The organism is Pandoraea communis, assembly GCF_902459745.1.
In the GTDB taxonomy this organism is placed as follows: Bacteria; Pseudomonadota; Gammaproteobacteria; order Burkholderiales; family Burkholderiaceae; genus Pandoraea; species Pandoraea communis.
On sequence record NZ_CABPSJ010000006.1, the window covers coordinates 1 to 23088 of the forward strand.

The following is a 23088-nucleotide window of genomic DNA, read 5'->3' on the forward strand; positions in this document are numbered from 1 at the left end:
TCGCCGTCGTTGCGAGAGACGAGATATTAGTGAAAACCCCGAACCCTGGCAAGCCTTTTGTGAAAATAATTTGAAAACCTATAAAAAAGCGCCCCGAGAGGCTCCCGTTATGACGGGGCTTCTTTATCAAGCATCGGCACCTGCGGATGCCAATGCCCTATATCCAACGAGCAAGAGCATGTCAGGACTTCTTGCCGAAATAGCGCTCGAAGATGGCGTCGTACGTGCCATCCGCCTTGATCGCATCAATGCCCTTATTGATCTTGGCCAATAGCTCGACATCGCCCTTGCGTACCGCAATGCCGTAATACTCCTTCGGGAAGTTGCTATCGGCGACCGTACGCAACTTGGCATTCGGATTATTCGCAATGAAGTTCACCACGACGCCATTGTCGGCCACCACCGCATCGACACCGCCCGCCTCAAGCTCTTTCATCGCGAGCGGCGTGCCTTCGAAGCGTTTGACCGCCGGATTGTTCTTGCCCATGAGCTTTTGCACGACTTCATCGCCCGTGGTCGCCGTCTGCACGCCCACCTTCATGGCCTTCAGATCTTCAAACTTCTGCACAGTCGAGTTGGCCGGGACGGCAATCAACTGCGACGCCTCGAAGTAAGGCGTCGAGAAGTTCATCTGCTTGCGACGCTCGTTCGTAATCGTGATCGCCGAAATCAGAATGTCCCGATCCCCCTGCACCAGCGAATTGAAGATGCCCTCGAACGGCGTATTGATAAACCGGATGGAGATGCCCGCCTTGTCGGCGACGGCCTTCATCACATCGATATCGAAGCCGGCGACCTGCCGGGTATCGGTCTCATACTCGAACGGTGCATAGGCGGCATCCGAACCGACGACGTACACAGGTTGCGAGCCATCCGGCCCGACCGACCGGCCCGCGGCCGATTCTTCCTTCTTCCCGCAGGCGCTCAACAACAGCCCGGAGGCCGCAACCAAAGCCAGCGCAAATGCACGTCGTTTCATCGCCATCGATTCGTCCCTTGCTGAAAAAATCGGCAGCCTATCATAGGACGCCCCCCGCATCCGGAGGTCATCCCGGTTTTCTGCAACAGGCTCAGCGATGCTTGAAAACCGGCTTTCGCTTCTCGACGAACGCCGCCATGCCTTCCTTCTGATCCTCGAGCGCGAACAGCGAATGGAATATGCGGCGCTCGAACTGCACCCCTTCGTCGAGCGTCGACTCGAATGCGCGATTGACGGCTTCCTTGGCAGCCATCACAACCGGCAGCGAATATTCGCAGATGGTGTTGGCGGCACCAATGGCCTCGTCGAGCAGCTTGTCGGCAGGCACCACGCGCGACACGAGACCCGCCCGCTCCGCTTCCGTCGCATCCATGAAACGTGCCGTCAGACACATGTCCATCGCCTTGGCCTTCGACACCGCGCGCGTGAGACGCTGCGTGCCGCCCGCGCCCGGAATCACGCCGAGCTTGATTTCCGGCTGGCCGAACTTTGCGGTGTCGGCCGCGATGATGAAGTCGCACATCATCGCCAGTTCACACCCGCCACCGAGGGCGAAACCCGACACGGCCGCGATCACCGGTTTTCGGATTCGACGCACGGTTTCCCAGTTGCGCGTGATGTAGTCGCCCTTGAATACGTCGGCAAAGGTGTACTTCGACATCATGCCGATGTCCGCCCCTGCCGCAAACGCCTTCTCGCTGCCGGTAATTACCATGCAACCGATGGCCTCGTCAGCGTCGAAGGCGGTCAGCGCGGCGCCCAGTTCGTCCATCAGCGCATCGTTCAGCGCGTTGAGCGCCTTGGGACGATTCAGCGTGATCAGACCGACGCGGCCACGCGTCTCCACCAGAATGTTCTCGTACGTCATCCTCTTCTTCCTCCAGTCAAAGTCGTCTTGTGGTTCGGGGGCAGCGCGGCTAAGGCGTCACACCTTCGTCGTCGCCGGAAACAGGCATAAGGCGATGGACACGCCGTTGATTTGCAGCGGCGCTGCGGCGCACGCGGCAAACCGAGGTAAAAAGGGCTTGCCGGGCGTCGACTGCAGTGGTTAGGCATGATGCCATCGATCTCCCGGCCACGCACCTCTCGTTGCGCCAAGCAAACGTCCAACCGTCCGCGCCGCGCCGGCCGCAGCGCGAGGCATGCCGCCGCGCATACCCGGATGCCGCGCAATCCGTCGGGGAAAACCCGGCGTCATCGCGTGCCACGCCCGGAAGATTTGATGCTATATTAACAAACCAACCGGTCGGTCAATTAATGTTCATGAGACATGCCGACCACGACCCGGTGCCGTTTCCTGCGTCTTGCCGCGCGCCTGCACAAACGTGCCCGCCGGCAGACAGCGAATCCGCCAGCCGCATCCCGACACGGACAAACCCACAACCATGACTCATCCCCTCTTCGCCAAACACCAAGAGACTCTCGAGCGCGCCCTTCAGGCCATCGCCACGCGTGGTTACTGGAGCCCGTTCACGGAAATGCCGAGCCCGCGTGCGTATGGCGAGACGGCCGCAGCAGACGGCGAAGCCGCTTTCAAGCAGTACCTGAACGCGGCTTTCCCGCTGGAACAGCGCGGCAGCACGGGCAGCGTGGGCCAGGAGGCTTCGCCCTTCGGCTTCGCGCTCGGCACGACCTATCCCGGTTTCGAGATCGACGCCCTGCTCGCCCGCGTGAGCGACGCCCACAAGTCGTGGCGCGCCGCCACCCCGGACGCCTGGGTCGGTGTGTCGCTGGAAATCCTCAAGCGCCTGAACGCGCGCAGCTTCGAAATGGCCAACGCGGTGATGCACACGACGGGCCAGGCGTTCATGATGGCCTTCCAGGCCGGTGGCCCGCACGCACAGGATCGCGGCCTCGAAGCCGTGGCGTACGCCTGGGACGAACTGCGCCGCATCCCGGCGGATGCTTACTGGGAAAAGCCGCAAGGCAAGAACCCGCCGCTGGCGATGGAAAAGCGTTACACCGTCGTGCCGCGCGGCGTGGCTCTGGTGCTCGGTTGCTGCACGTTCCCGACGTGGAACGGCTACCCGGGCCTGTTCGCCAGCCTCGCCACGGGCAACGCCGTGATCGTCAAGCCGCACCCGGGCGCGATCCTTCCGCTCGCCATCACGGTCAAGATTGCTCGCGACGTTCTCAAGGAAGCCGGCTTCGATCCGGATGTCGTCACGCTCGCGGCCACCAACCCGAACGACGGCGCCATCGTCCAGCAACTGGCCAAGCGCAATGAAGTGCGCGTGATCGACTTCACCGGCAGCACCGCCAACGGCGACTGGCTGGAGACCCATGCCCGCCAGGCACAGGTCTACACCGAGAAGGCCGGCGTGAACCAGATCGTGATCGATTCGACGGACGACCTGAAGGGCATGGCCCGCAACATCGGCTTCTCGCTGGCGCTGTACTCGGGACAGATGTGCACTGCGCCGCAGAACATCTACATTCCGCGCGACGGCATCCAGACGCCGGACGGCAAAGTGTCGTTCGATGAAGTGGTCGCCGCCATCGCCGGCAGCGTCCAGAAGACGTGCAGCGACCCGGCCAAGGCTGTCGAACTGCTCGGTGCGATTCAGAACGAAGGCGTGCTCGCCCGTATCGACGAAGCCCGCAAGGTCGGCCGCGTTGTGCTCGACAGCCAGACGCTCCAGCACCCGGCCTTCGCCAATGCCCGCGTGCGCACGCCGCTGATCGTCGCCCTCGACGTCGCCGACGAAGCGGCCTACACCCGCGAGTGGTTCGGCCCGATCGCCTTCGTGATTGCCGTCGACAACAGCGCGCAAGCTTTCGCACTGGCCGGCCGCACCGCAGCCGAACATGGCGCGCTCACGCTGTCGGCCTACACGACGACGGCCGAAGGTGAAGCCCAGGCGCTCGACGCCGCCATCGAAGGTCGCGTCGCGTTGTCGCTCAACCTGACCGGTGGCGTTTTCGTGAACCAGTCCGCCGCCTTCTCGGATTACCACGGCACGGGCGGCAATCCTGCCGCGAACGCGAGCCTCGCCGACGCCGCCTTCGTCGCGAATCGTTTCCGCGTCGTACAGCGCCGCCACCACGTGCCGGCCAAGTCCGACACCGGCGCCGCCTGAGCACCACGACCCATTTATATAGAGAGAGGGCGGCAAACACCTTACGGCATGTCAGCGCGACGCTCGGCCACTCCCCCTGGCACTCACCGTCGCGCGGCCGCCGCCGTGCCCCCCGCCCCACGAAAAGACAGGAACGAGACATCATGACCGAAGCTTTCATCTGCGACGCGATCCGTACGCCCATCGGCCGCTACGGCGGCGCCCTGAAGGACGTTCGCGCCGACAACCTCGGCGCGATCCCCCTCAAGGCGCTCATGGCGCGTAACCCGAACGTCGACTGGACGCTGATCGACGACGTCATCTACGGTTGCGCCAACCAGGCCGGCGAAGATAACCGTAACGTGGCCCGCATGGCCGCACTGCTCGCCGAACTGCCGATCGAAGTGCCGGGCGCCACACTCAACCGCCTGTGCGGCTCGGGCATGGACGCCATCGGCAGCGCCGCGCGCGCCATCAAGGCAGGCGAAGCCGGACTGATGATCGCCGGCGGCGTCGAGTCGATGACCCGCGCACCGTTCGTCATGGGCAAGGCCGACAGCGCGTTCGCCCGTCAGGCCGCGATTTTCGACACGACCATCGGCTGGCGCTTCATCAACCCGCTGATGAAGGCGCAATACGGCGTGGACTCGATGCCGGAGACGGCCGAGAACGTAGCCGACGACTTCAAGATCAACCGCGAAGATCAGGACCGCTTCGCCCTGCGCAGCCAGGAGAAAGCCGCACGCGCGCAAGCCGACGGCACACTCGCCCAGGAGATCACGCCGGTATCGATCGCGCAGAAGAAGGGCGATCCGGTCGTCGTCGAGCGCGACGAGCACCCCCGCGCGACGAGCCTCGAATCGCTGGCCAAGCTCAAGGGCGTGGTGCGCCCGGACGGCACCGTCACCGCAGGCAACGCTTCGGGTGTGAACGACGGCGCCTGCGCCCTGCTGCTCGCGAGCGAAAGCGCCGCCAAGCTGCACGGTCTCACCCCGCGTGCGCGCGTGCTCGGCATGGCCACCGCCGGCGTCGCCCCGCGCATCATGGGCATCGGCCCGGCCCCGGCCACGGTCAAGCTGCTCAAGCAATTGAACATGACGCTGGATCAGTTCGACGTGATCGAGCTGAACGAAGCCTTCGCGAGCCAGGGTCTGGCGGTGTTGCGTCAACTCGGCGTTGCCGACGACGACGCCCGCGTGAACCCGAACGGCGGCGCCATTGCGCTGGGCCACCCGCTGGGCGCGTCGGGCGCGCGTCTGGTGACCACCGCGATGTACCAATTGCACCGGACCGGTGGACGCTTCGCGCTGTGCACGATGTGCATCGGCGTGGGCCAGGGCATTGCGATCGCCATCGAGCGCGTCTGAGCGCCCGGCACCGCCACGACATCACAAGACACCCGGAGGAAGACACCGATGACCGCCACGGTTCAACTGACACTGAACGCCAACGTTGCAACGATCACGCTCAACCGTCCCGAGAAGCTGAACAGCTTCACGCGGCAGATGCATGCGGCGCTGCGCGACGCCCTCGATAGCGCGCAGGCGCAAGGGGCGCGAGCCATTGTGCTGACCGGTGCCGGACGCGGCTTTTGCGCCGGTCAGGATCTGGCGGATCTCGACTTCACCCCGGGCGCCTCGACCGATCTCGGGGCACTGATCGACGAGAACTTCAACCCGCTCGTGCGCAAGCTGCGCGCAATGCCGTTGCCGGTGATCGCTGCGGTGAACGGCATCGCCGCAGGCGCGGGGGCCAATCTGGCCCTCGCCTGCGACATCGTGCTTGCCGGTGCGTCGGCCAACTTCGTGCAGGCGTTCGTCAAGATCGGCCTGGTGCCCGACACGGGCGGCACGTGGTTCCTGCCGCAACGCGTCGGCATGGCCCGCGCGATGGGGCTTGCGATGCTCGGCGACAAGTTGTCGGCCGAACAAGCCGAGCATTGGGGACTGATCTGGCGCTGCGTCAACGACGACGTCTTGCTTGGCGAAGCGCAGAAGCTCGCCGTACAACTGGCGACGCAGCCGACCAAGGCCATCGCGAACATCAAGGAAGCGCTGTACGCCTCGGCGACCAACACGCTCGACCAGCAGCTCGATGTCGAGCGCGACGCACAGCGCGCACTGGGCGCGTCGTATGACTATGCCGAAGGCGTGAACGCGTTCCTCGAGAAACGCGCGCCGAAGTTCGAAGGCCGCTGAGCGCAGACGCTGCGCGGGCCAGGGAAAAGCCGAGACAAGCACAGTAACGACGCACGAAGCACGCCAAAACCACGCGCGCCGCACGAGAGACCGACACCATAACAAGACGAGAGACACGATGAGCCTGACCTCCCCCGCCGCCAAGGCAACCAGTGAGATGACCCCGGAAGAACTCGCCCGCGCCACGGGCGAGGCCATGTACCGCAGCGACCGTGCGAGCCAGTGGCTGGGCATGGAGTTGCAGGATGTGCGTCCGGGCTACGCGCGCATGACGATGCGCATTCGCGATGAATTCCTCAACGGTCACGCCATCTGCCACGGCGGCCTGATGTTCACGCTTGCCGACTCGACTTTTGCTTTCGCGTGCAACAGCTACAACATCAATACGGTCGCAGCCGGATGCAGCATCGAATTCCTGAAGCCGGTCTCGGGGGGCGACACGCTCACGGCCGAGGCACAGGAGCAGGTGCTCTCGGGGCGTCATGGCATTTACGACATTCGCCTGACGAATTCAGCGGGCGAAGTCGTCGCGATGTTCCGCGGCAAGTCCGCACAGATCAAGGGCAATGTCGTCTGACACGCCCGGCAACACGCGAGTCCGGGCACGGGTTCGCGAGACACATGCGTAACAGTGAGAAGTAGCAAGTCCCAAGGAGACAGTCATGACCACCGCCCTGCCGCTCGAGCCGATCGAGAAAGCGAGCCTCGACGAACTGCGCAGCCTTCAGCTCGACCGTCTGAAGACGACGTTGCGGCATGCTTATGAAAATTCGCCGGTGTATCGCCGGAAGTTCGACGAGGCCGGCGTCCATCCGGACGATCTGACCTCGCTGGCCGATCTGGCCAAGTTCCCATTCACAACGAAGCAGGATCTGCGCGACAGCTATCCGTTCGGCATGTTCGCCGTGCCGATGGAACAGGTCTCGCGCGTGCATGCGTCTTCGGGCACGACGGGCAAGCCGACGGTCGTGGGCTACACCGCCAACGACATCAGCACGTGGGCCGATCTGGTCGCACGCTCGATCCGTGCTTCGGGTGCGCGTCGCGGCGACAAGGTGCACATCAGCTACGGTTACGGCCTGTTCACGGGCGGCCTGGGTGCGCACTACGGCGCCGAGCGAGCCGGCCTGACGGTGATCCCGTTCGGCGGCGGGCAGACCGAGAAGCAGGTACAACTGATTCGGGACTTCAAGCCCGACATCATCATGGTCACGCCGAGCTACATGCTCGCGATTGCCGACGAACTCGAGCGCCAGGGCGTGGTGGCGGCCGACGCCTCGCTGCGTATCGGTATCTTCGGCGCGGAGCCGTGGACGAACGACATGCGCTCGGCCATCGAGAAGCGCATGGGCATCGATGCGGTCGACATCTACGGTCTGTCGGAAGTGATGGGCCCCGGTGTAGCTTGCGAATGTGCCGAGACGAAAGACGGCCCGACGATCTGGGAAGATCACTTCTTCCCCGAAATCATCGATCCGGAGACGGGCGAAGTGCTGCCCGACGGCGAGTTCGGCGAACTGGTGTTCACGTCGCTCACCAAGGAAGCGCTGCCGATCATCCGCTATCGCACGCGCGACCTCACGCGTCTGCTGCCGGGCACGGCGCGCACCATGCGCCGCATGGAGAAGATCACCGGCCGCTCGGACGACATGATGATCATTCGCGGGGTGAACGTTTTCCCGTCGCAAATCGAGGAACTGCTGCTGCGTCAGCCGGTGCTCTCGCCGCACTATCAGATCATTCTGGACAAGGAAGGTCCGATGGACACGATGGCGGTGGAAGTCGAAGCGGCCGTCGGCTGCGACGACGCCGCCGCGCTGCAATCGGCGGGCGGCGAACTCAAGCGCGACATCAAGACCCTCATCGGCGTGTCGTGCGCCGTGCGCGTGAAGCCGGTCGGCGCCATCGAGCGTTCGGTGGGCAAAGCGCGACGGGTTTTGGACAAGCGTCCGCGCTAATGCCACGCTAATGCCGCATTAATTCCGCATTCAGCGCTGCCAGCGTCCGTCGCCATGAAAAAAGCCCGCGAATTTCGCGGGCTTTTTCGTTGGCGCCAGACCTCACTGATTGGGCAGGAACACCCACATCCGGCCGCTCTGACGCATGCGTCCGGCCAGATCGCCGGCATCGTCGCCCAGGCCCCAGAAGAAGTCGGCACGCACACCGCCCTTGATCGCGCTGCCCGTGTCCTGCGCGAACATCAGCCGGTTGATCGGCGCGTTCGCCTGCGCGCCGAAGGGCGGGCGCGTCGTCGAGAGGAACACCGGGCTGCCCAGCGGGATCGACGCCGGATCGACGGCAATCGAGCGTTCGGCCGTGAGCGGCACGCCCAGCGCGCCAATCGGCCCCTCGATACCGCCCACGCCGTGGTTCGGCATTTCGCGGAAGAAGACGAAGCGCGGGTTCACGTCGAGCAAGGCGTCGACACGCGACGGATTGGCGCGCGCCCAGGCGCGAATGCCCTGCATCGTCGCCTGGGCGGCCGTAATTTCGCCACGATCGATCAGCCAGCGTCCGATCGACTTGTAAGGCTGGTCGTTGTTACCACCATAGCCCACACGCATGATCGAGCCGTCGTCGAGCAGCACCTGGCCGGAGCCCTGCACTTGCAGGAAGAACGCCTCGATGGGGTCGTCCACGTATACCAGTTCATAACCGCGCAGCATGCCGCTGCGCATGAGTTCGGCGCGCGCGGGCAGCGATCCGGCCTTACGGCCGGCGGGCCACTTGTAGAGCGGCGTCTGATAAACACCCCCGCGCACACGCGAGCCGTGCAGCAGCGGCTCGTAGTAACCGGTGATCAGGCCCGACTGCGTACCGTCGGAGTTCGCGATACGAAACGGCGTAAAGTACTGTTCGAAGAACAGCCTCACCGATGCCGGGTCCAGATCGTCGAGATGCTCGGCCGCGCGGCAGGCAGGCTGCCAGTTGTTCTGGCGGCCCAGCTTCATACAGCTCTGGGCAAGCGCTAGACGCGCGCCGATGAGTGAGTCGTCCTGCCAGCCGTCGACCTGCGACCACGACACGGGCTGCATGCGGCCCGCACCGGAAGGCGGTGTTGCGACGGTGGACGGCGGCGTGCCTGGACGATAGGTGCCGGAAGGAGGCACACTCGAACAACCGTAGAGCAATGCGGCAAACGCGGCGAGCGCCAGGCCCCGGCCGGCGCGCCACCGCCCGAACATAGTCAGGAAGAGCGTCATGGGTAATCTGTTCGATGAATATCCGGCCTTGCTGGTCTTGCCGGAAGTGTTGCTGGCGATCGTGATCGTCGCCGCTATTGTAGTGATGCGACGCAAGCCGTCGCCCAAACGCAGGGTTCGCCAGACGCGCGCGATCCGGCCGATGCCGAGCGATACCGTAGACCCGATCGATCCTTCGAGCCCGGACCCGGCCGCTCGCGCAGCCGACGATCCGCTCAAGCGGGAAGACTGGTCCGACGATCGTCGCTGAGGTTCGAACACCGCGCGCCTCCTCGGCTCAGTGCAGGGTACGCGGCATGGTGAGCGCGAACTCGGCGATGGGCGCTTCGAAGCGCGTGCCGTCTTCGGCGACGCAGAAGTACTCGCCGCGCATGGTGCCGACCGGCGTGGCGACCATCGCCCAGCTCGTGTACTCGAACTGCTCACCGGGTTGCAGGAACGGCTGATGGCCGATCACGCCCAGACCGTTGACTTCCTGCACATGGTTGTCGCCGTCGGTGATCACCCAGTGACGCGAGATCAGTTGGGCCGGCACTTCCCCGCTGTTGCGAATCGTGATCGTGTAGGCAAAGGCGAATTGCCGACGGTCCGGTTCCGATTGCTCCGGGAGATATTGCGGGCGCACCGTGACGGTAAATTCATACTGGCTCATCGGGTGTTCCTGTTGCGCATGGTGCTCTCTGATGACGTTCTGGTCTGACAGCTCAGCGCTGCCTAAGGTGTAACGATGCCCGCTACCGGCATCGTGACGGACGTGCGGCACAGGCGCCATCCCGTTTCGCAAGGCATTCTGCGGCAAGTCGTCGCAGGTCGCAACCGGCAAACACGCTGGGAAGGTGCCCGCTCAGGGCGCATTCACACCCGCACCTTCGGTTCACTACGGGCAGGGGTCATGCGAAAGCTTTAAAATATCGCTTTTGACGCCATTCCCGGTCCCGCCATGACGCAATTCTGTATCGCCCCCAGCATCCTGTCCGCCGACTTTGCCCGGCTGGGCGAAGAAGTCCGTAACGTTGTGGCGGCTGGCGCCGACTGGATTCACTTCGACGTGATGGACAACCATTATGTTCCCAACCTGACCATCGGCCCGATGGTGTGCGAGGCGATCCGCCCGCACGTCGACGTGCCCATCGACGTACATCTGATGGTACGCCCGGTCGACCGCATCGTGCCCGACTTCGCCAAAGCCGGCGCCAACCTGATCACTTTCCACCCGGAAGCCTCGGAACACGTCGATCGCACGCTGAGCCTGATTCGTGACAACGGCTGCAAGGCTGGCCTTGTGTTCAACCCCGGTACGCCGCTGCACTATCTCGATCACGTGATGGATCGTCTCGACATGGTGCTCATCATGTCGGTGAACCCCGGCTTCGGCGGTCAGTCGTTCATTCCCGAGGCGCTCAACAAGCTGCGCGCCGTGCGCGCACGCATCGACGCCTACACGGCCGAGACCGGCCGCGAGATCCGTCTGGAAATCGATGGCGGCGTCAAGGTCGACAACATCGCCGAAATCGCCGCCGCCGGCGCCGACACGTTCGTCGCCGGTTCGGCGATCTTCGGCAAACCCGACTACAAGGCGGTGATCGACCAGATGCGCGCCCAACTGGCGAGCGTGGCATGACCCATACCGCCCCACTCCAACTGGACGGCATCCGCGCAGTGCTGATCGACCTCGACGGGACGCTCGTCGACACGGCAGGCGACTTCGGCGTGGCGCTCAACGCCATGCTGGCCGATCTGGGCGCAGCGCCCGTGCCGACAGCGCGTCTGATGACGTTTGTCGGCAAAGGCACGGCCAATCTGGTGCACAAAACCCTCGCCGAGCGCTTCGCCGAGGCCGAAATCGACAGCCTGTTCGAGCGTGCGCAAGACAAGTACGAAGCCGTCTACACGTCGGTCAACGGCAAGCACACGGCGCTCTACCCGGAAGTGCGCGAAGGACTGGCGGCCTTGCGCGACGCCGGGCTGCCCGTGGCGTGCATCACCAACAAGCAGCACCGCTTCGCCGTGACGCTGCTTGAGCACTACGACCTGTCCGACCAGTTCGACCTCGTGTACGGCGGCGATTCGTGGCCCAAGCGCAAGCCCGACCCGATGCCGCTCGTCAAAGCCTGCGAAGCGTTCGGCGTGTTGCCGGCGCAAGCCGTGCTGGTCGGCGACTCGGGCAACGACGCGCTAGCCGCCCGCGCAGCGGGTTGCCGGTCGCTCACGGTGCCGTATGGCTACAACCATGGCGAATCTGTACAAACGATCGACACGGATGGTATAGTCGCCTCAATTCTGGGCGCCGCCCGGGCCATTCTGCCCAAGGCAACGCCCGCGCTGGCGAGCTGAATTCGCCGTCTTCCACACTGCATTCAAGCGCATGTTCCTGAACAAGAAACGGAGTCTTAGCGTGATCGACCGGGGGGCCTGGCCCTGGCGACGCTGGTCCTGCTGAACCCTTCCAAGGGGTGGCCGGGACCGCTGAAGTTCGTCTTCAGTAACCCGTTTCTTGCATCGTTGTTGTTCCCAAGAAGTTACACATCGGCACGCCATGTCGCACGGCGCGCGGATTCGCCGAGACGCGGTAATCGCCGTCGCATCGTAAGTGCGCGCGCGTTCGCCGTGATCCGGTGTGGGTCAGCACATCCACCCCGACACGACTCAGGTATTCTCAACGCCAATCCACGCCGATTCTGCGGGACTACCCGCCGGCAAACTTGCAGGCAGAGTGCAACATGACCGAACTCGAATTCAAATCGCTGGCCAATCAAGGCTTCAATCGCATTCCGCTGATCGCCGAGGCTTTCGCCGATCTCGACACCCCACTCTCGCTGTATCTCAAGCTGGCGCTGGGCGACCGGCGTGGCGCGAACACCTTCCTGCTCGAATCGGTCGTCGGCGGCGAGCGCTTCGGCCGCTACTCGTTCATCGGCCTGTCCGCCCGCACGTTGCTGCGCAGCTTCGGTCCGAAGACCGAGGTCGTGCGCGACGGTGCCGTCGTCGAGACGCACCACGGCGATCCACTCGAATTCATCACCCAGTTCCAGGCGCGCTTCAAAGTGGCATTGCGCCCCGGCATGCCGCGTTTTTGCGGTGGCCTGGCCGGCTACTTCGGCTACGACGCCGTGCGCTACATCGAGAAGAAGCTCGCGCACACCACCCCGCGCGACGATCTGAATCTGCCCGACATTCAGTTGCTGCTCACGGAAGAACTCGCCGTGATCGACAACCTGACCGGCAAGCTCTACCTCATCATTTACGCGGACCCCACGCAGCCGGAAGCGTATTCGAAGGCACGCCTGCGTCTGCGCGAGTTGCGCGCTCGTCTGAAGGCGCCGGTCGATGCCCCCGTCACGTCCGGCAGCGTGCGCACCGACACCTTCCGCGAGTTCGCCAAGCCGGATTACCTCGCGGCCGTCGCGAAGGCCAAGGAAGCCATCGAAGCCGGCGAACTGATGCAAGTGCAAGTCGGCCAACGCCTCATCAAGCCGTATCGCGACGCCCCACTGTCGCTCTATCGCGCGTTGCGCTCGCTCAACCCGTCGCCGTACATGTATTTCTACAACTTCGGCGATTTTCAGGTCGTCGGCGCGTCGCCCGAAATCCTCGTGCGTCAGGAGCGTCGCCAGACACCGGACGGCGAGCACGAAATCGTCACGATTCGCCCGCTTGCCGGCACGCGCCCGCGTGGCGCCACGCCCGAGCGCGATGCGGAACTGGCCACCGAATTGCTTTGCGATCCAAAAGAAGTTGCCGAGCACGTCATGCTCATCGATCTGGCACGTAACGACGTGGGCCGCATTGCACAGACGGGCACCGTCGAAGTCACCGACAAGATGGTCATCGAGAAGTACTCGCATGTGCAGCACATCGTGAGTTCGGTGGAAGGCCGTCTGCAACCGGGGCTGTCCAACATCGACGTGCTGCGCGCCACGTTCCCGGCCGGCACGCTCACCGGCGCGCCGAAAGTTCGCGCCATGGAACTGATCGACGAACTCGAGCCGGTCAAGCGCGGCCTGTATGGCGGCGCCGTAGGCTATCTGTCGTTCGGCGGCGAAATGGATGTCGCCATCGCGATTCGCACCGGCGTCATCAAGGACGGCAATCTGTATGTGCAAGCCGCTGCCGGTATCGTGGCCGACTCGGTGCCCGAATCCGAATGGCAAGAGACGGAAAACAAGGCCCGCGCCGTGCTGCGTGCGGCCGAACAGGTGCAGGACGGTCTGGACGCCGAGTTCTGATCCGCACGGCGGCGCCATCCACGTCTCGCGCCGCCGCACCAATATGACGCACGCCGCGGTTTGAAACGCTCACGCGTTCCCTATATGGCATTGGCGTGACATCGATATTCGCAGGGCCCTGAATCGATCCTCTACTCGATTCGGGGCCCTTGTTGATTTAGCACAACCGTTCGCTTTTTTTAGCGCCTCCGGTATACGCCGATTGACGTCACCACGCTATAGTTAGGCGTCCGTCGGGAGGTCGAAGCTTTTATGGCGAAATCATGCATTTCACCTATGCGTTCCGGCGTCGCAAACTCCTTTGCGATTGCCACGATAGCCGCACTTGTTACTACCCTGCTTAGTGGTTGTCTTTCGATGGCGCCGACTTATGAGCGCCCTGCGGCCCCGGTGGCCGATGTGTGGACACCCGATGTCAGTACATCCCCCGCCACTGCGGCGGCGCAGCCTGCGTCCATGCTCGATTGGCGAGAATATTTCGCCGATCCGCAGTTGCGCACGCTCATCGAAACCGCGTTGGCCAACAATCGCGATCTGCGCGTCGCACTTGCTCGTGTCGAACAGGCGCGGGCGGCCTATGGCATTCAACGCGCCGATCTGTTTCCGTCGCTGGGTGCCGGCGCGAGCGAGACACGTCAGCGGGTACCCGGCGATCTGAGCCTCACCGGCAAGCCCTATATCAGCAGCCAATATCAGGTCGGCCTCGGCCTGTCGACGTGGGAACTGGACTTCTGGGGCCGCATCCGCAACCTGAAGGACGCCGCGCTAGACGAATATTTGGCCTCCGATGCATCTCGCCGCGCCCTCGAGCTGAGCCTGATCTCGCAAGTCGCACAGACGTGGCTGAGCCTGCGCGAGTTGGACGAACGCATTGCCCTGGCGCAGCAAACGGTCGATAGCCGTGCCGAGTCGCTGCGCATCTTCACGCGTCGCGAGCAGGTCGGCTCGACGTCGAAGCTCGATCTCACCGAAGTCACCACCCTCTGGCAGCAAGCGCGTGCGCTCGTCACACAACTCCAGCAACAACGCGCCACGCAGGCCCACACGTTGCAAGTGCTGGTGGGCACACCGATCGACACCTCGCCGCTGGCGCTCGACCACACGGCCGACGACGCCCGCCTGATGCGCGATCTCCAACCCGGCCTGCCGTCGTCGTTGCTCGAAGACCGGCCGGACATCATGGCTGCCGAGTATCAATTGCGCGCCGCCCACGCGAACATCGGCGCAGCCCGCGCGGCCTTCTTCCCGCAGATCACGCTTACCGGCTCGGTCGGCACGGCGAGCAGCGCACTTGACGGCTTGTTCACCGCCGGCAGCGCCGCATGGACGTTCACGCCGAGCATCAATATCCCGATCTTCCAGGGCGGACGCCTCGTGAACAACCTCGATCTCGCCGAAGCCCGTCGCGTCGAGTCCGTCGCGAACTACGAGAAGACGATTCAGGAGGCATTCCGCGATGTCGCCGACGCCCTGAGCGCGCGCCGCTGGCTGGCCGATCAGGTCACGATCCTGCAAGCCACGCAGGATGCCCAGGCCGAGCGCGCGCGGCTCGCGAAGCTGCGTTACGACCACGGCGCGGCCGCGTTCCTCGAAGTGCTCGACGCCCAGCGCGATCTCCTCGCCATCGAACAACAAACGGTGCAGACGCGCCGCGCACTGCTGTCCGCGCGCGTGGCGCTCTACACGGCGCTCGGGGGCGGCAGCCGCCTCATGCCCGCCGCCGACGCCCCCGGTGGACCGTTCGCCCGCACGCCTCGCGTCGTCGAGCCATCGCCGCCCGGCGCGGTTGGCGCAGCGAGTCCGGCGAACGCCGTACCGGCCGTCCAATAAAGTCAAAAAGGCTAAATATGACGCTTCCCAATGCCAAGAAGCTGGTTCCCGCACTGATCGTGCTAGCGGTCGTCGGGCTGGGTTGGTACGGATGGAAAACCTATAGCCACTCGGGCCCCGGCGCCGGTTTCGCAAGCGGCAACGGCCGCATCGAAGCCACTGAGGTCGACGTGGCCACCAAGCTCGCCGGACGTGTCGAAGCCATCTACGTCCGGGAGGGCGATTTCGTGAAGGCGGGTCAGGTACTCGCCAAGATGCAGATCGACACGCTCAACGCCCAGCGCGATGAAGCCCGCGCGCAGTACCAGCAGGCCGTGACCAACGTCGCGGCGATTCAGGCGCAGGCGGCAGCAAGGTTGTCCGACAAGGCGACGGCCGAAGCCAATGTCGCCGCACGCGAGGCCGAACTCGACGCGGCCCAGCGCCGACTGTCGCGCTCGGAGACGCTATCGAAGGAAGGCGCCTCGTCGGTGCAAGAGTTGGACGACGACCGAGCGCGGGTTCGCAGCACACGTGCCGCCGTCACTGCCGCGCGCGCGCAGGTGGCTGCCGCGCAGTCTGCGGTCGAGGCCGCCAACGCGCAGGTCACGGGCGCGAAGTCGACGGTGCAGGCCGTGCAGGCCACCGTCACTCGCATCGAAGCCGATATCGCGGACAGCGACCTCAAGGCGCCGCGCGACGGCCGGGTGCAATACCGCGTGGCCCAACCGGGTGAGGTGCTCGCGGCCGGCGGCAAGGTTCTCAATCTCGTCGACCTGTCGGATGTATACATGACGTTTTTCCTGCCCGAAACGGTGGCAGGGCGTCTGGCCATCGGCGCCGAAGCGCACATCATTCTCGACGCGGCGCCGCAGTATGTGATTCCCGCGAGCATCTCGTTCGTCTCCAGCACGGCGCAGTTCACGCCCAAGACGGTGGAGACCGAGAGCGAGCGCCAGAAGCTGATGTTCCGCGTGCGCGCTCAGATCGCGCCGGCGTTGCTGCAACAGCATTTGTCGCTCGTGAAGACGGGCCTGCCCGGTGTGACGTGGGTGAAGACCGATAGTCAGGCAGCCTGGCCCGCCCAGTTGCAGACCAAGCTGCCGCAGTGAGCCTCGCAACATGACGGCGCCCCCCTCGCTTTCGTCCCCGCCGGGCCACGACGTGCCGCCGGTCGTACACATGGCCGGCGTGACGCTGCGTTACGGCCGCAAGACCGTTGCTCTGAACGACGTCAGCATCGACATTCCGGCCAACGGCATGGTCGGCCTGATCGGGCCGGACGGTGTGGGCAAGTCCACGCTACTCTCGCTCATTGCTGGCGCGCGCGCGGTGCAGACGGGCACGGTCGAAGCGCTCGGCGGCAATATGGCGAGCAAGGCGCACCGCGATCTCGTGTGCCCGCGCATCGCTTACATGCCGCAAGGACTCGGCAGGAATCTCTACCCGACGCTCTCTGTCGAAGAGAACCTGCAGTTCTTCGCACGCCTGTTCGGCCACGACGCCGCCGAGCGTCGCCGCCGCATCGACGACCTTACGCGCAGCACCGGCCTGTATCCATTTCTCGATCGGCCGGCGGGCAAGCTCTCGGGCGGCATGAAGCAAAAGCTCGGCCTGTGCTGCGCGTTGATTCACGACCCGGATCTGTTGATTCTCGACGAGCCGACGACGGGCGTCGATCCGCTCGCCCGCGCGCAGTTCTGGGATCTGATCGCACGCATTCGCCGGGAGCGACCGGCCATGAGCGTGATCGTCGCCACCGCCTACATGGACGAAGCGCAGCGTTTCGACTGGCTCGTGGCGATGGATGCGGGCCATGTGCTCGCGACCGGCACGCCGGCCGAGTTGCTGGCGCGCACGCACTGCGCCACCCTCGAAGCCGCTTTTATCGCGCTGTTGCCGGACGAAGAGAAGACCGGCTATGAACCGGTCTCGATTCCGCCACTGCAGGTCGACGAGCACACGGAGATCGCCATCGAGGCCAAGCGTCTGACGATGCGTTTCGGCGATTTCGTGGCGGTGGATCACGTGGATTTTCGTATCCGTCGCGGCGAGATCTTCGGCTTTCTCGGCTCGAACGGCTGCGGCAAGTCGACCACGATGAAGATGCTCACCGGCTTGCTGCAAGCAAGCGAGGGGCAGGCGTGGCTGTTCGGCAACGAAGTCGATCCGAAGGACATCGGCACCCGTCGCCGCGTGGGTTACATGTCGCAAGCGTTCTCGCTCTATACCGAGCTGACGGTGCATCAGAACCTCGTGCTGCACGCGCGGCTGTTCCACGTGCCCGAGGCAGACGTCGACGCCCGCGTGGCGGAGATGGTGCAACGCTTCGGCCTCGCCGATGAGCTTGACGCCCTGCCCGACAGCATTCCGCTGGGCATGCGCCAGCGTCTGTCGCTCGCCGTGGCAATGGTGCACCGACCCGAATTGCTGATTCTCGACGAGCCGACGTCGGGCGTCGATCCGGTGGCACGCGACAACTTCTGGCGGCTGCTGGTGGAGTTGTCGCGCCGGGACCGCGTGACGATCTTCATTTCCACTCACTTCATGAACGAGGCCGAGCGCTGCGACCGCATTTCGCTGATGCACGCGGGCAAGGTACTTGTGTCCGATCCGCCTGCGAAGATCACGCAAGATAAGGGCGCGGCCACGCTCGAGCAGGCTTTCATCGAATACCTTGTCGAAGCGGGCGGCGGCAAGACTGAAACGCCCGAGACGCCCACGCCGGCAGTGCCCGGACCCGTGCCCGCCGAAGCGACGCAAGCGCAGCACAAGGCGTTCTCGCTCAACCGCATGATCAGCTATCTCTGGCGCGAAACGCTGGAGCTGCAACGCGATCCGGTACGCGCCACACTCGCGCTGGTTGGCTCGCTCGTGTTGATGCTCGTGATGGGCTACGGCATCAGTCTGGATGTGGAAGACTTGCGCTACGCCGTGCTCGACCGCGATCAGACCACGCTGAGTCAGAACTACGCGCTCAATATCTCGGGGTCGCGCTACTTCATCGAACAACCTCCGATCACCGACTACGAGGACATGGACAAGCGGCTGCGCAGCGGCGAACTGTCGCTGGCTATCGAGATTCCGCCGGGGTTCGCCCGTGACGTGTCGCACGGCAAGACCGTACAGATCGGCGCGTGGATCGACGGCGCGATGCCGTTGCGCGCGGAGACGGTGCAGGGCTACGTGCAGGGCATGCACCAGAACTGGCTGGCCGATGAGGCCCTGCGCCGGCTCGGTGTGCGCCTGACGGCATCGCTCGATATCGTGACGCGCTATCGTTACAACCCCGACGTGAAGAGTCTGCCGGCGATGGTGCCTGCGGTGATTCCGCTGCTCTTGCTAATGCTGCCCGCGATGCTCACGGCGTTGTCCGTGGTGCGGGAGAAGGAACTCGGCTCGATTCTGAATCTGTACGTGACCCCGGTAACGCGAACGGAATTCCTGATCGGCAAGCAGATCCCGTATGTCGCGCTGGCGATGTTGAATTTCCTGCTCATGGCATTGATCGCCGTGACGCTGTTCGGCGTGCCGATCAAGGGCAGCTTCCTCACGCTGACGACCGCCATCTTTATTTTCAACGTCGTCGCCACCGGCATTGGCCTGCTCGCGTCGACGTTTACCCGCAGTCAGATCGCGGCTTTGTTCTTCACGATGATCGGCACGATGATTCCGGCGATCCAGTTCTGTGGAATGCTCACGCCAGTGCCGTCGATGGAGGGCTCAGGCCGGCTTATCGGCGAGATCTATCCGGCGACTTACATGCTCATCATCAGCCGCGGCGTCTTCAACAAGGCGCTCGGGTTTGCCGATCTCGGCAGCGCCTTCTGGCCGATGCTCGTCGCCGTACCGGTCATTCTGGGCGTCACGATCCTGATGCTCAAGAAACAGGACAAGTGATGACGAGCCCGAGCGCACCACAAGCCTCTCCCCCGCCGGCGCCACCGGCAAAGGCCAGCGTCGCGACGCCGCGCCGCGCGCATCTGTGGCGGCGGCATCTGGCAAACATCTACCGGCTCGGGGTGAAGGAGCTTTGGAGCCTGGTGCGCGACCCGATGATGCTGGTGCTCATCGTCTACACGTTCACGGCGTCGGTGTATTCGGCGGCCACGGCCCAGCCCGATACGTTGCACGTCGCGCCGATTGCCATCGTGGACGAAGACGTGTCGCCGCTCTCGCAGCGTATCGTCTCGGCCTTCTATCCGCCGCAGTTCACGCTGCCGCGCATGATTACGGCGAACGCCGTCGACCAGGGGATGGACGAGGGGGCATACACGTTCGCGTTGAACATTCCGCCAAATTTCCAGCGCGACATTCTGGCGGGACGCACGGCGGAGGTGCAGCTCAATGTCGACGCGACTCGCATGAGTCAGGCGTTCTCGGGCAGTGGTTATGTGCAACAGATCGTGTCGGCGGAGGTGAGCGAATTCCTTCAGCGATACCGGTCGACGCCGGAATTGCCGGTGGATCTGGCGTTGCGGGTGCGCTTTAACCCGACGCTGGAACGCGCGTGGTTCGGTGCGTTGATGCAGATCATCAACAACATCACGATGCTCTCGATCATTCTCACGGGTGCCGCGCTCATTCGCGAGCGTGAGCACGGCACGATCGAGCATTTGCTCGTCATGCCGGTGACACCGGCCGAGATCATGCTGGCGAAGGTCTGGTCGATGGGGCTGGTGGTGCTGATCGCGGCAGGCATGTCGCTCTGGTTGATCGTGAGCGGCGCGCTGCATGTGCCGATTGGCGGTTCGGTGGCGCTGTTCATGCTGGGCGCGACGCTGCATCTGTTCGCCACCACGTCGATGGGCATCTATCTGGCGACGCTCGCCCGCTCGATGCCGCAGTTCGGTATGTTGATGATTCTTGTACTGCTGCCGCTGCAAATGCTCTCCGGCGGAATCACCCCGCGCGAGAGCATGCCGAAGGCGGTGCAAGACGTCATGCTCGCCGCACCCACGACGCATTTCGTGGAGTTGGGTCAGGCGATTCTGTTCCGTGGCGCCGGCATCGGCGTCGTGTGGGTGCAGTTCGTGGCGCTGACCGTCATCGGCGCCGTGTTCTTTGCTTTCTCGCTGCGACGTTTTCGCCGCACGCTCAGTTCGATGGCGTAGTGCCTGCGCCTGCGCGCCGTTCGCCAACCCTGTCATGCCGGATTCGTGAGGTCGTTGCCATGCCTGCCAAGTCGTCTGCCGCACTCGAACGTCGGTCTTCCCGCGCCACGGCGTCTGCTGGTGCAGCCAAAGCTGCCGATGCCCCGTGGCTTGCCGCCAACCCGTGGCTGGCCAACGTGCCGTGGATGGCCGCCGCCGCCGAGTATGCCGTCGATGCTTGGCAACGCAGCGTGCTGTACGCCGACGTCATGCGTCAGCGCGGCAACCAGTATCAGGCGCACCTCGCCGAATCGGCGCCGAACGTGCTCGACTTCGCCGCGGAGGTGGTGCTCGATGCGCACGACTTGCCGCGTCCGTGCAACTACGCGCTGGTGCGCATTCTGCCGCCGGACGATACGCCGACGCGGCCGAATGCTCGCCCGTTTGTCGTGGTCGATCCACGCGCAGGTCACGGCCCGGGCATCGGCGGCTTTAAGCCGGACAGCGAGATCGGTGCCGCCCTGCGAGCGGGGCATCCGTGCTATTTCGTGGGCTTTCTGCCCGATCCTGTTCCCGGCCAGACGGTTGAAGATGTGATGCACGCGGAGGCCGCGTTTCTGGAGAAGGTGATTTCTCTGCATCCCGAGAGTGCGGGCAAACCGGCGGTCATCGGTAATTGTCAGGCGGGCTGGCAGGTGTTGATGACGGCGGCGATGCGTCCGGAACTGTTCGGGCCGATCATCGTGGCCGGGGCACCGCTGTCCTATTGGGCGGGGTGGCGCGGGCGCAATCCGATGCGATATTCGGGAGGACTGCTCGGTGGCAGTTGGCTGACGGCGCTCACGAGCGATCTGGGCGACGGGCGCTTCGACGGCGCCTGGCTGGTGCAGAACTTCGAGAATCTCGACCCGGCCAATACGCTGTGGCACAAGAAGTATCACCTTTACGCCAACGTGGACACGGAAGCGCCGCGCTATCTCGGTTTTGAGAAGTACTGGGGCGGGCATGTGTTTCTGAACGCGCAGGAGATGCAGTACATCGTCGACAATCTGTTTGTCGGCAACCGGCTGACGAGCGCGGAGTTGATCACGAGCGACGGCATCCGGATCGATCTGCGAAATATCCGCTCGCCTATCGTGGTGTTTTGCTCGTACGGCGACAACATTACGCCGCCGCCACAGGCGTTGGGCTTCGTGACGGATATGTATCGCGACGACTCGGAAGTGCTCAGTCACGATCAGACGATTGTGTACGCCACGCATGACAGCATCGGCCACCTCGGCATTTTCGTGTCGGGCAGCACCGGGCGTAAGGAGCACCGCGAGTTCGTCAACAATATCGATCTGATTGACGTGCTGCCTGCCGGGATCTATCAAGCACAGATCGCCGACAAGACGGAAGATACGCCGCATCGGGAGTTGATCGACGGCGATTACGTGATGTCGATTCAGCAACGCAGCGTCGAGGATGTGCGCGCCATTGTCCAACCGGACGCCGAGAGCGATCGGCGTTTTGCAGCGGTGGCACATCTCTCTGACATCAATCTCGGGTTGTATCGCAGTCTCGTGCAGCCGTGGGTGCGCGCGATGGTCACGCCGAATTCGGCATACTGGATGCGCGTGCTGCATCCGCTGCGCGTGAGTTACGAGCTTTGGTCGGATCGCAATCCATTTGCCGTGCCGTTCGCCGCGAAAGCGGCGCGCGTGCGCGAGACGCGCCATCCGGTGCCGTCGGACAATCCATTCCTTGCGCTGGAATCGGCGGTGTCGAGCGCCATCGAGCAATCGCTCAATTTCTATCGCGATACACGCGACGATGGCTTTGAGAAGGCCTTCGAACTGATTTACGGACAGCAATGGGTGCAAGCGCTCGCCGGGTTGCGCGGCAGCGACGGTGCGGCGGTTCGGGTGCATCCCGGCACATCGCCGGAGCACATCGCGTTCGTCAAGGACACGCTGACGCATCGCCGTCACGAACTACACCAGGGCGGATTGCTCGAAGCCGGCATTCGCGCACTGCTCTGGGTGCATCGTCTGCACGGTGAAGCCGACGAACGGCAATTCAACCTCGCTCGCTCGCTGGTACGCGGCGAGAGCGATATTTCGATCGAGCGCTTCCGCGAAGTGATCCGCCGTCAGGCCGGGTTGCTGCGCATGGCACCCGACGCAGCGATGGCCGCGATTCCCGGCATGCTCTCCCATTCGACACCGGCGAACATCCGGCGCGTGGCGAAGGCCGTGAAGGATCTCAGCCTCGCCGTTCCGCTCGATGGCGGCGAGCAAAACGATCTGCAACAAGTGCTGGCGGTCTTTGAAAACGCCGCTTTGCAGCAGAAGGCCTCCACGGAGCACGCTCCCGCGCCAAGGAAAACCGGCGCACGCGCCGCAACGCCCAACGCCGCACCACGCAAGCGCTCCCCAGCCGCAAAGACTAGCACCACCGCCGCGAAAACCATTCGCTCAGCGAGTGCCCCAAAAACCAGGAAGGCCCGCTGAACTCTCACCACGGGCGATGCACCGGT

General features: G+C 64.1%; 18 protein-coding genes. 14 read left to right on the top strand and 4 right to left on the bottom strand.

Features of this window, described 5'->3' with window-relative positions; genetic code table 11:
- Nucleotides 1-181: 181 nt before the first annotated feature.
- Together PCO31110_RS19825 and PCO31110_RS19830 are read right to left on the bottom strand one after the other, a co-directional pair.
- Nucleotides 182-985, bottom strand: coding sequence for a basic amino acid ABC transporter substrate-binding protein (locus PCO31110_RS19825; protein ID WP_010808639.1), 804 nt, complete (start codon nucleotides 983-985; stop codon nucleotides 182-184).
- A gap of 85 nt (nucleotides 986-1070) precedes the next feature.
- Nucleotides 1071-1847, bottom strand: a complete 777-nt coding sequence (locus tag PCO31110_RS19830) for an enoyl-CoA hydratase (protein WP_010808640.1) — start codon at nucleotides 1845-1847, stop codon at nucleotides 1071-1073.
- 517 nt (nucleotides 1848-2364) lie between these two features.
- Here PCO31110_RS19830 and paaN point away from each other — a divergent pair.
- The 5 genes from paaN to paaK all read left to right on the top strand — a co-directional run bounded on the left by paaN (nucleotide 2365) and on the right by paaK (nucleotide 8194).
- A complete protein-coding gene (gene paaN, locus PCO31110_RS19835) occupies nucleotides 2365-4059 on the top strand; it encodes a phenylacetic acid degradation protein PaaN (RefSeq protein WP_150691239.1) in 1695 nt (564 codons plus the stop codon).
- Nucleotides 4060-4202: 143 nt separating this feature from the next.
- Nucleotides 4203-5405 (top strand): 3-oxoadipyl-CoA thiolase, encoded by a 1203-nt coding sequence (gene pcaF / locus PCO31110_RS19840; protein ID WP_010808642.1) that lies wholly within the window; start codon nucleotides 4203-4205, stop codon nucleotides 5403-5405.
- 48 nt (nucleotides 5406-5453) lie between these two features.
- Complete coding sequence (paaG, locus tag PCO31110_RS19845; RefSeq protein ID WP_150691240.1) at nucleotides 5454-6236, top strand: 2-(1,2-epoxy-1,2-dihydrophenyl)acetyl-CoA isomerase PaaG; 783 nt, start codon at nucleotides 5454-5456, stop codon at nucleotides 6234-6236.
- Nucleotides 6237-6354: 118 nt separating this feature from the next.
- The gene (gene paaI / locus PCO31110_RS19850) at nucleotides 6355-6813 is read left to right on the top strand and encodes a hydroxyphenylacetyl-CoA thioesterase PaaI (RefSeq protein WP_010808644.1); all 459 of its coding nucleotides are present in this window, start codon (nucleotides 6355-6357) and stop codon (nucleotides 6811-6813) included.
- 85 nt (nucleotides 6814-6898) lie between these two features.
- The gene (paaK, locus tag PCO31110_RS19855; protein ID WP_010808645.1) at nucleotides 6899-8194 is read left to right on the top strand and encodes a phenylacetate--CoA ligase PaaK; all 1296 of its coding nucleotides are present in this window, start codon (nucleotides 6899-6901) and stop codon (nucleotides 8192-8194) included.
- A 102-nt stretch (nucleotides 8195-8296) separates the two neighbouring features.
- Here the strand turns inward: paaK and mltA are convergent, their stop codons facing one another.
- Nucleotides 8297-9439 (bottom strand): murein transglycosylase A, encoded by a 1143-nt coding sequence (gene mltA, locus PCO31110_RS19860; RefSeq protein WP_010808646.1) that lies wholly within the window; start codon nucleotides 9437-9439, stop codon nucleotides 8297-8299.
- On the opposite strand from mltA, the gene PCO31110_RS19865 reads away from it, so the two are divergent.
- Nucleotides 9438-9689, top strand: coding sequence for a hypothetical protein (locus PCO31110_RS19865; RefSeq protein WP_010808647.1), 252 nt, complete (start codon nucleotides 9438-9440; stop codon nucleotides 9687-9689). The genes mltA and PCO31110_RS19865 overlap by 2 nt on opposite strands.
- Before the next feature lie 27 nt (nucleotides 9690-9716).
- Here PCO31110_RS19865 and apaG read toward each other — a convergent pair whose 3' ends face one another.
- The gene (gene apaG / locus PCO31110_RS19870; protein ID WP_010808648.1) at nucleotides 9717-10091 is read right to left on the bottom strand and encodes a Co2+/Mg2+ efflux facilitator ApaG/CorD; all 375 of its coding nucleotides are present in this window, start codon (nucleotides 10089-10091) and stop codon (nucleotides 9717-9719) included.
- A gap of 288 nt (nucleotides 10092-10379) precedes the next feature.
- Here apaG and rpe point away from each other — a divergent pair, with 288 nt between their 5' ends.
- The 8 genes from rpe (at nucleotide 10380) to PCO31110_RS19910 (ending at nucleotide 23062) form a co-directional block, all read left to right on the top strand.
- On the top strand, nucleotides 10380-11060 hold the full coding sequence (gene rpe, locus PCO31110_RS19875) for a ribulose-phosphate 3-epimerase (RefSeq protein ID WP_010808649.1): 681 nt from the start codon (nucleotides 10380-10382) through the stop codon (nucleotides 11058-11060).
- Complete coding sequence (locus tag PCO31110_RS19880) at nucleotides 11057-11773, top strand: phosphoglycolate phosphatase (protein ID WP_150691241.1); 717 nt, start codon at nucleotides 11057-11059, stop codon at nucleotides 11771-11773. The genes rpe and PCO31110_RS19880 overlap by 4 nt, the downstream gene beginning before the upstream one ends.
- Nucleotides 11774-12159: 386 nt before the next feature.
- Nucleotides 12160-13665 carry an anthranilate synthase component I gene (gene trpE, locus PCO31110_RS19885; protein WP_150691242.1) on the top strand — a complete coding sequence of 502 codons (1506 nt, stop codon included), beginning with the start codon at nucleotides 12160-12162 and terminating at the stop codon, nucleotides 13663-13665.
- 357 nt (nucleotides 13666-14022) lie between these two features.
- Nucleotides 14023-15495 (top strand): efflux transporter outer membrane subunit, encoded by a 1473-nt coding sequence (locus tag PCO31110_RS19890; RefSeq protein ID WP_370855842.1) that lies wholly within the window; start codon nucleotides 14023-14025, stop codon nucleotides 15493-15495.
- Between the two features lie 17 nt (nucleotides 15496-15512).
- Nucleotides 15513-16586 (top strand): HlyD family secretion protein, encoded by a 1074-nt coding sequence (locus tag PCO31110_RS19895; protein WP_010808653.1) that lies wholly within the window; start codon nucleotides 15513-15515, stop codon nucleotides 16584-16586.
- 10 nt (nucleotides 16587-16596) lie between these two features.
- The gene (gene rbbA, locus PCO31110_RS19900; RefSeq protein ID WP_150691243.1) at nucleotides 16597-19374 is read left to right on the top strand and encodes a ribosome-associated ATPase/putative transporter RbbA; all 2778 of its coding nucleotides are present in this window, start codon (nucleotides 16597-16599) and stop codon (nucleotides 19372-19374) included.
- Nucleotides 19374-20588, top strand: coding sequence for an ABC transporter permease (locus tag PCO31110_RS19905; protein ID WP_010808655.1), 1215 nt, complete (start codon nucleotides 19374-19376; stop codon nucleotides 20586-20588). The genes rbbA and PCO31110_RS19905 overlap by 1 nt, the downstream gene beginning before the upstream one ends.
- Before the next feature lie 185 nt (nucleotides 20589-20773).
- Nucleotides 20774-23062: a DUF3141 domain-containing protein gene (locus tag PCO31110_RS19910; protein WP_150691333.1), complete on the top strand. Its 2289-nt coding sequence runs from the start codon at nucleotides 20774-20776 to the stop codon at nucleotides 23060-23062.
- Nucleotides 23063-23088: the final 26 nt, after the last annotated feature.

What these genes read in the sequence shown, in the direction of transcription:
- PCO31110_RS19825 (WP_010808639.1), bottom strand. Translation starts at nt 985, where the DNA reads ATGGCGATGAAACGACGTGCATTTGCGCTGGCTTTGGTTGCGGCCTCC.
- PCO31110_RS19830 (WP_010808640.1), bottom strand. Translation starts at nt 1,847, where the DNA reads ATGACGTACGAGAACATTCTGGTGGAGACGCGTGGCCGCGTCGGTCTG.
- paaN (WP_150691239.1), top strand. Translation starts at nt 2,365, where the DNA reads ATGACTCATCCCCTCTTCGCCAAACACCAAGAGACTCTCGAGCGCGCC.
- pcaF (WP_010808642.1), top strand. Translation starts at nt 4,203, where the DNA reads ATGACCGAAGCTTTCATCTGCGACGCGATCCGTACGCCCATCGGCCGC.
- paaG (WP_150691240.1), top strand. Translation starts at nt 5,454, where the DNA reads ATGACCGCCACGGTTCAACTGACACTGAACGCCAACGTTGCAACGATC.
- paaI (WP_010808644.1), top strand. Translation starts at nt 6,355, where the DNA reads ATGAGCCTGACCTCCCCCGCCGCCAAGGCAACCAGTGAGATGACCCCG.
- paaK (WP_010808645.1), top strand. Translation starts at nt 6,899, where the DNA reads ATGACCACCGCCCTGCCGCTCGAGCCGATCGAGAAAGCGAGCCTCGAC.
- PCO31110_RS19865 (WP_010808647.1), top strand. Translation starts at nt 9,438, where the DNA reads ATGGGTAATCTGTTCGATGAATATCCGGCCTTGCTGGTCTTGCCGGAA.
- mltA (WP_010808646.1), bottom strand. Translation starts at nt 9,439, where the DNA reads ATGACGCTCTTCCTGACTATGTTCGGGCGGTGGCGCGCCGGCCGGGGC.
- apaG (WP_010808648.1), bottom strand. Translation starts at nt 10,091, where the DNA reads ATGAGCCAGTATGAATTTACCGTCACGGTGCGCCCGCAATATCTCCCG.
- rpe (WP_010808649.1), top strand. Translation starts at nt 10,380, where the DNA reads ATGACGCAATTCTGTATCGCCCCCAGCATCCTGTCCGCCGACTTTGCC.
- PCO31110_RS19880 (WP_150691241.1), top strand. Translation starts at nt 11,057, where the DNA reads ATGACCCATACCGCCCCACTCCAACTGGACGGCATCCGCGCAGTGCTG.
- trpE (WP_150691242.1), top strand. Translation starts at nt 12,160, where the DNA reads ATGACCGAACTCGAATTCAAATCGCTGGCCAATCAAGGCTTCAATCGC.
- PCO31110_RS19890 (WP_370855842.1), top strand. Translation starts at nt 14,023, where the DNA reads ATGGCGCCGACTTATGAGCGCCCTGCGGCCCCGGTGGCCGATGTGTGG.
- PCO31110_RS19895 (WP_010808653.1), top strand. Translation starts at nt 15,513, where the DNA reads ATGACGCTTCCCAATGCCAAGAAGCTGGTTCCCGCACTGATCGTGCTA.
- rbbA (WP_150691243.1), top strand. Translation starts at nt 16,597, where the DNA reads ATGACGGCGCCCCCCTCGCTTTCGTCCCCGCCGGGCCACGACGTGCCG.
- PCO31110_RS19905 (WP_010808655.1), top strand. Translation starts at nt 19,374, where the DNA reads ATGACGAGCCCGAGCGCACCACAAGCCTCTCCCCCGCCGGCGCCACCG.
- PCO31110_RS19910 (WP_150691333.1), top strand. Translation starts at nt 20,774, where the DNA reads ATGGCCGCCGCCGCCGAGTATGCCGTCGATGCTTGGCAACGCAGCGTG.